The following is a 7,460-nucleotide window of genomic DNA, read 5'->3' as shown; positions in this document are numbered from 1 at the left end:
TTACTGATATCCAAAGCTTTGTCGATGTGTGGGACGTATCGGAGCGAAAGATGGTGCTTGTGGGTGTCAATCCCCCCAATGCGGTCGAAAAGCGATTTTTAGATCAGCTCACTAAAGATTCTTCGGTCATCGTATTCACCGAGACCACATCCAATCTTCATCATCCGAAATTTTTTGCCAGTATCGACAGTATTTTGGCGCCTATTGAAAAACTGGACAACCATGACGCGCTTTTCGAAAAACTAAGGCCCGAAATTTTGCTCACGTTCGGGGGACTGGTAATATCGAAAAAAATAAAGGCTTTTCTCCGGGAGTACAGACCCAGACATCACTGGCACATCGATGCGTTGAAGGCCTATGATACTTTTTACTCGTTGAACCATCATTTTAAAATGGCGGCCGAGCCGTTCTTCCGACAGTTTTTTCCGGTTGTGAAGTCCAAAGCAAGCGATTATTTTTCCTATTGGGATACCATAAGAAACGGGTATCAAGAAAAACGCAAGGCGTATATCGATAGCATCCCCTTTTCCGATATGTCGGCTTTTAATGTTCTTTTGGCCGGTATCCCCGAAGGATATCAGGTGCACTTGGCGAACAGCTCAACAGTGCGCTATGCCCAATTGTTCGACCTGCACCCATCGTTGAAGGTATTCTGCAACCGCGGAACCAGTGGTATAGATGGCTGTACCTCGACCGCAGTGGGTTCTTCGGTATATGCTGAAAATCCTACCGTACTGATTACGGGCGACTTGAGTTTTTTTTATGATAGCAACGGATTGTGGAACAATTACGTGCGTCCCGATTTTCGCATCATCCTCATCAACAATAACGGAGGCGGTATTTTCAGGATTCTACCGGGAAAGGAAGATACCGAGAATTTCCAGCGCTTTTTTGAGACGGCCCACCAACTGGACGCCGAACACTTGAGTAAGCAATTTGGTTTTGAATATAGTTCGGCGGGTGATGCGGAAAGTCTGAAAGCGGAGTTATCGGAATTCTATGCTTCCTCGACCCATCCAAAAGTACTTGAGGTTCATACCCCTAGAATATTGAACGACAAAATTTTGCTTGGTTACTTCGATTTTATATCTTCGATTTATGATTGAACTCAAAACGTGTTCATTAACCAATAGCCGGGATTTGTTTTTCCATTTTTCCTTGTAATCGGCCCTCGAGACCCCGGCCGGAGGTGAAATAACCAAAACAAGTTCATAAATAGCACCTACAAAAAGATAACTGACCGTTCACAGATCGTGGCCGGTTTTTTTTAAGTCTTATTTTTACGTTATGATAGAATTGGGAAATTACAATGAACTTGAGGTATTACGCGATACAAGCGTGGGTCTTTTTCTGGGCAGCAAGACCGGCGTCGAGATACTATTGCCGAACAAATACGTACCAAAAGACACGGAAATAGGCGATATGTTAAACGTGTTCTGTTATTTGGATTATGAGGAAAGACCGATCGCCGCTACGTTGACGCCTACCGTAATCCGGCATAAATTTGCCTTGTTGAAGGTAGTGGAGGTCAACAATATCGGGGCGTTTATGGATTGGGGACTTGAAAAGCATCTTTTAGTGCCCTTTAGTGAACAACGCGAAAAAATGAAGGAGGGGCAGTGGTATGTGGTACGTTGTTATCTAGATGATGTCTCTTTCCGTTTGGTCGCCTCCAACAAACTCGACAAGTTTCTAAGCAATGACGACCTTACGGTCAGGGAAAGGGAAGAAGTTGAAATTTTATTTACCCGAATGACCGATCTGGGGTGGGAGTTAATCATCAACCATCTGCATAAAGGTTTGGTGTACCACAACGAAATTTTCAAAAGTGTAGCGGTAGGGGATACCACCAAGGGCTTTATCAAGAACATTCGTCCCGATAACAAAATAGACGTCTCCCTACAACCGTTGGGAGAAAAAATCCTGGAACCGGCCGCCAATAAAATCTTTGAGCGGTTGATGGCGCATGGCGGATTTTTGCCGCTCCACGACAAATCTGACCCCCAACACATCAAAAAAGAACTCCAAATGAGCAAAAAAACCTTTAAAAAAGGAATCGGTACCTTATATAAGGAGCGTAAGATCGAGATTCAACACGATGGCATTCGAATGATTTGAAAACCAACATCCTACTGATATTTAACATCGTTTAAACCGTTCTATACTACATAAATGGCTATTTTCGCAACTTTCCGAGAGCGTATTTCATTGATCTTTCGGTATTTTGGTTAACTTTATCAACGAACCCGGGGTTTGGGTTAAATAATTCCGAAAAAACAATAGTATGCCATTTATAGAAGAAAGCGATCTTTTAGAATTGCACAAAGATATAGACAAGGCGCAGATCATCAACGAACGTCTTCTCGATCAGGTCAAGTTCAAAAACAGAGAGATACGTAAGAACAAACTTCAGCGTAATGCCCTTGCCGGTGTTACAGGCCTATTTCTTATCGGTACGCTGATTATATTTTCGTTTACTGCCGGTAGAAGTGTCTCCAACAATTATGAAAGTCCGAGCAACCTTTTGGTCTCCATTGATAGTTTAGATGCTATAAAATCGCGGATCAATAATTTAAAGCAGCAGAACGAGGAATTGAGTTTGGTCAAGGAATTCTATTTGGCCAAGGAATTTCTGCAAAAAGAGAAAATTTATTCCGTACAGATAAAGTCCTTTGTTGACAATAACATGACCTTGGCCTCCGAAGCGCTTACCAACACGATGTTCGTAAAAGCGAATCCCTTTTATTCGTATTCGCTGGGCAATTTTGAGACCTTGAAAGAGGCCCAGAACTTTAGGGAGCAATTGGTCGACCTCGGGTTTCAAGATGCTTTTGTGGCGTCGTACAAAGACGGAAAACGGGTTCAGATAGAAGATTCCGAATAATTGAGTTTTTCGCAGAAAATCGGGCCATGGCTCAATGCAGCCAGATTAAGGACACTTCCGCTATCGATTTCCGGAGTTTTGGTAGGTACGGGCCTTGCTAATTTTTACGGTGAAAGTGATGTATTGATTTTTGTACTTTCATTGTTTACGACCGTCGGTTTTCAGGTTACCTCGAATTTCGCCAATGATTACGGCGATGGGGTCAGGGGCACCGACAATGATGATCGCATTGGTCCGAAAAGGGCGCTACAAAGTGGTATACTAACAAGAAAAGTATTAAAGAAGGGCATTTTGATTTCCGTGGTGATCGACGCGCTTTTGGTGATTGCCCTGATTTATGCCGCGTTCGGCCCACAGAACCTCCTCTTTTCGATTTTGTTCTTGATTTTAGGTGCTGCCAGTATTTGGGCCGCCTTAAAATATACTATCGGGGCATCGGCATACGGTTACAAAGGTTTGGGCGATGTATTTGTATTGCTTTTTTTTGGATGGGTAGCCGTTTTGGGAACCCTATTTTTATATACGAAATTTGTGGTGCCGTTGACATTTTTACCGGCCACTGCCATAGGATTGCTCAGTGCCGGTGTGCTTAACCTCAATAATTTAAGGGACTTCACTTCCGATAAAAAAGCAAAAAAAAATACCTTGGTGGTATACCTGGGTTTTGAGAACGGAAAAAAATATCATTATTTTCTATTGGTATTCGCCTTTGTCTGTATCGTCGTATTCCTATTTCTGAATTTCGGGGAAGAGCCTCTAAGTTACCTTCCCCTAATAGCCTTTATTCCTATATTCCTTCATTTAAGGAAGATTTATCGCACAGATATTCCGGATTTAATTGACCCGGAATTAAAGAAACTAGCCTTGAGTACTTTTTTTTTGGCAGTGCTCATGTACGTTAATTGTAATATTTTTTTGTAATTTTAAGATTTAATAGCAACTAAACCCTACCTATTTTGGAACAACCCATTAAAATTCTTATCGTTGAGGACAATGTTATCATTGCCGATGATATGCAATCGATGCTCGAGGAAATCGGATATGAGATTGTAGACAATGTTATCGTTTACGAACAGGCAGAAGAAGTTTTGAAGAACCAACACGTCGATTTGGTACTAATAGATATTATTTTGGCTTCGGATAAAACAGGTATCGACCTTGGAAAGCACATTCGTGAAAACTACGATATTCCCTTTATTTTCGTAACCTCCAACTCCGATAGGGCCACCGTCGAGAACGCAAAATCGGTGAAGCCCAATGGCTATTTGGTAAAACCTTTCGAGCAGCAGGATCTATATACCTCCATTGAAATTGCACTTTCTAATTTTACGCATTCCGATAGGGCTAAAGCTGCCATCGATGCCGATGCCGATGAAGATGTAGCGATGTCGAATACCGTACTCAAAGATTCCATATTCGTCAAAAAGCAACACCTGTACTATCGTATTCAGTTTGCCGATATCCGTTTTATTAAAGCGGATAATGTATATCTAGAAGTAAATACAGTGGATAAGAAATTTTTGGTCCGCTCTCCATTAAAGGATTATTTGGAAAAACTTCCCAAGAATAAATTCTATAGAGCCCATAAGTCCTATATCGTAAACGTTGACCATATCGATGCCATCAATTCGAGGGACATAATGATAAAGGATACGCTTATTCCGATATCCAAGGATTTTAAGGAGTTTATTATATCCGCCATGAATTCATAGAAAAATGGCATTACAAATAGGTTGAAAAGGGATGCTTTATGCGTCCCTTTTTTGCGTTATAACGGTTTTAACACTTTTCACCACAACTTTTGGACCTTTCACAACATATTTTTCCGCTAAACCCCTAAATGGGATAGTTTAGCGACGTGATACTGAAAGCGGTATTGCGATAAAAGCGTAAACAAATTTTCATTTTCATATAGTGTTCTCGTAAAGGGCCTTTTCGTAACAGATAGGGCTCTTTTTAATTTACTGTGTCCTGATTTTCTATTAATTTGCCTAATTCTTGAAGCGTGTACGGTATGAATGGTGGCATGGCAGAGGTCTTTTCAAATAAACAACACGGTTTCACAACAAAAGTGTTTCAGGTTCGTTATCCCCATAGGAAAGATTTCCACAAGAATTGTCGAAATTGTCCGTTAACGTTCTATTTTTGTGAAATCGACCCCAAACCCAAAAATGGGCAGACTAAACAAACTACCAAAACTGCCGAATACCGCTATTTTTGGACTTTGCCCCTGCTTACCGATATGAAAAAACTACGAGGCAAGAAGACTTTTCTTATTTTGCTCTGTTTCTTGGGTGCCCTTTTCAGTAGTGCTCAGCAAGAACCGGAAACGGAGCGGAATACCTTTGTCGAATTCCAAAATCTAGAATCCGCGGACGAACGCTTTAATTTCTTTTTCAATACGCCAAATAGGTATAGCGAAAATTCTACATACGATTGGCTCGACGAAGTGAACCTATATCTAAACGCCGCCACCAAAGATGACGCTACCGATCAAATCAGAAAATACGAGCTGGTACGTTCCCGAATTTATTTTGATCTTGGCGATTACGACAAAAGTCAGGCCATAGCGAAAGACCTCCACACCAATATTGATACATTCGATATCTATTTCAAATCCAAATTACTGGATCTGATGGACGATAACTATGGGCAATTGGCCATGTATCCCGAACAGGTAGAGGTTAGAAACGAGATTCGTGAGTTGGGTATTACGGATAATGTGGTCTTCTATGATATTTATTCCAATTTGGGGATGTATAGAAGGGCTATGGGCGATTATATCGAAAAGGTCAAAAGAACCATTGAGGAAAATGACTTTTACGCCCAGGCGGAATATTACAATACCTTGGGAAATTTTTTGAGGTTGGACGATTCCACTCCGACCGCTTTGAGCAATTATAAAAAGGCCAAAAGTTTTATTACGGTTTTCCTGAACGATGTTACCCGCAGCAAAAACAAAAACGAACTGGTAGAGGCTAGTTTGTTGAACGGTCTGATCGACGGTAATATCGGCAAATGTCACGTTCAACTGCAACAGTATGAAGACGCCATCCCACATTTGGAAAGCGCCATCTCGATCATCAAGGAATTCGGCAACGGCACCCTACCTGATGAAATAACCGAAAACAGTCTGGCCATCTCCGAATGCTACCTGCAATTGAAAAATTATGCCAAAGCTACCGATTACCTTAGCGATGACCTGAAGACCAGGACTACCGACAACCAGCTCCGTAAAAACCGTCTGTTATCCGTTTATTACGAAAAGACAGAAGATTATAAAAATGCGGCGTTCTATCTCAGAAAAAACCTGCGCATACGCGATTCGATCATCGGCAACGAATCCGAACTGCGGAAACAACAGTTAGCCACGGTCATGCAACAAGACCTTGAGCTTTCAAGAAAGATGGTGGCGCAGCAGAAGCTTGACCTTGAAAAATCGCGAAGCGAGATGCTCGCCCAGGAACGCACCAGTAATTTGGTGCTTATTTCCTTCTTTTTCACCCTTTTAGGCTTTGCCGGCCTTGTCTATGCCTACCTTAAAAGTATCAAGAACCAACGCTTGATCGCCGAACAGAAATATATTATCGAGAACTCGTTGGTCGAAAAGGATTCCCTTTTAAAGGAAATTCACCACCGGGTAAAGAACAATTTGCAGATGGTGTCCAGTCTTTTAAGCCTACAGACTAAAAATACGAGAAGCAAGGCCGCCATCGAGGCACTGGAAGAGGGCAAGAGCCGGGTAAAGGCCATGGCGCTGATCCATCAAAAACTATATCAGAACGAGGATCTTTCCGTCATCGAGATGCAAAGTTATATCGAGAGCCTGATCAACAGTGTTCAGTCCGTTTACCGAAAGGGAGGCCATAATATCGAGATCACCATCGATGCCGAAGCGGTGGAACTCGATATCGACAGGGCGATTCCCTTTGGGCTTATTCTTAACGAACTGGTTTCAAACTCTTTTAAATATGCTTTTCCGGAGGATGACGGTAAGGGTAAAATTAACATTCAGATACATAAGACCGAAAATCGGGAAGGCTATTTCGAGTATTCCGATAATGGCATCGGTCTACCCGAAGATACTGACGAACGCATCAATACTTCCATGGGTATTCGCCTGATGAACCGCTTGGCCAATCAGCTTCAAACAACCCTGAACGTCGATAACAAGGTGGATGGCGTTCGCTATTGGTTCAATTTCAGGTAACCTTCCGCCCCGAAACGACCTTGTGTAAAAGTGTAGGAAAAAATCGTTTCAAATACACTCCGAAAACTTCCTTTTGGCCCATATAGACCTCAAATTTTTCACGTTCGACGGCACGGATGATTTTTTGCGCAGCGACCGCCACGGGAATACCGTTCGCAATGGATTCGCTTTCCTCGTTTTTCGGACTGCCATCGCCCTTGAGCGCGTTTTTGGCCACATTGGTACGCACAAAACCAGGGCAGACCATGGTTACACCGATGTTGTTCGACTCATGTTCCATTCGCAGGGCATCAAAAAATCCGTGTAAGGCATGCTTTGCGGCACAATAACCGGAGCGTTGGGGCGAAGAAAACTTGCCCATCAAAC

At 42.4% G+C, this 7,460-nt stretch carries 7 protein-coding genes; 6 read left to right on the top strand and 1 reads right to left on the bottom strand.

Annotation, left to right across the window (positions count from 1 at the left end; translation table 11 throughout):
* The 6 genes from menD to ACEW8S_RS01110 all read left to right on the top strand — a co-directional run.
* Window positions 1-1,106: 2-succinyl-5-enolpyruvyl-6-hydroxy-3-cyclohexene-1-carboxylate synthase (gene menD / locus ACEW8S_RS01135; RefSeq protein ID WP_373516355.1), on the top strand; the 1,106-nt coding region annotated here is incomplete at its 5' end.
* Window positions 1,107-1,287: 181 nt separating this feature from the next.
* Entirely contained in the window at window positions 1,288-2,118 is an 831-nt protein-coding gene (locus ACEW8S_RS01130; RefSeq protein ID WP_373516354.1) for a S1 RNA-binding domain-containing protein, read from the top strand.
* Window positions 2,119-2,284: 166 nt separating this feature from the next.
* A complete protein-coding gene (locus ACEW8S_RS01125; RefSeq protein ID WP_373516353.1) occupies window positions 2,285-2,884 on the top strand; it encodes an SPOR domain-containing protein in 600 nt (199 codons plus the stop codon).
* Window positions 2,885-3,805, top strand: a complete 921-nt coding sequence (menA, locus tag ACEW8S_RS01120) for a 1,4-dihydroxy-2-naphthoate octaprenyltransferase (RefSeq protein WP_373516352.1) — start codon at window positions 2,885-2,887, stop codon at window positions 3,803-3,805.
* A 35-nt stretch (window positions 3,806-3,840) separates the two neighbouring features.
* A complete protein-coding gene (locus ACEW8S_RS01115; protein WP_373516351.1) occupies window positions 3,841-4,596 on the top strand; it encodes a response regulator in 756 nt (251 codons plus the stop codon).
* Between the two features lie 530 nt (window positions 4,597-5,126).
* On the top strand, window positions 5,127-7,094 hold the full coding sequence (locus tag ACEW8S_RS01110; protein ID WP_373516350.1) for a sensor histidine kinase: 1,968 nt from the start codon (window positions 5,127-5,129) through the stop codon (window positions 7,092-7,094).
* Here ACEW8S_RS01110 and ACEW8S_RS01105 read toward each other — a convergent pair.
* Window positions 7,087-7,460 (bottom strand): SDR family NAD(P)-dependent oxidoreductase (locus tag ACEW8S_RS01105; protein WP_373516349.1); only part of this gene is annotated, 374 nt, incomplete at its 5' end. The two genes, ACEW8S_RS01110 and ACEW8S_RS01105, sit on opposite strands and share 8 nt — an antisense overlap.

Origin of the sequence: Pricia sp. (genome assembly GCF_041745955.1) — a bacterium.
Classification (GTDB): Bacteria; Bacteroidota; Bacteroidia; order Flavobacteriales; family Flavobacteriaceae; genus Pricia.
This window is presented reverse-complemented; position numbering and strand designations above follow the sequence as displayed.

Excerpts from the sequence above, each read along its gene's own strand:
- ACEW8S_RS01125 (WP_373516353.1), top strand. The coding sequence starts at position 2,285 with ATGCCATTTATAGAAGAAAGCGATCTTTTAGAATTGCACAAAGATATA.
- ACEW8S_RS01110 (WP_373516350.1), top strand. The coding sequence starts at position 5,127 with ATGAAAAAACTACGAGGCAAGAAGACTTTTCTTATTTTGCTCTGTTTC.
- ACEW8S_RS01130 (WP_373516354.1), top strand. The coding sequence starts at position 1,288 with ATGATAGAATTGGGAAATTACAATGAACTTGAGGTATTACGCGATACA.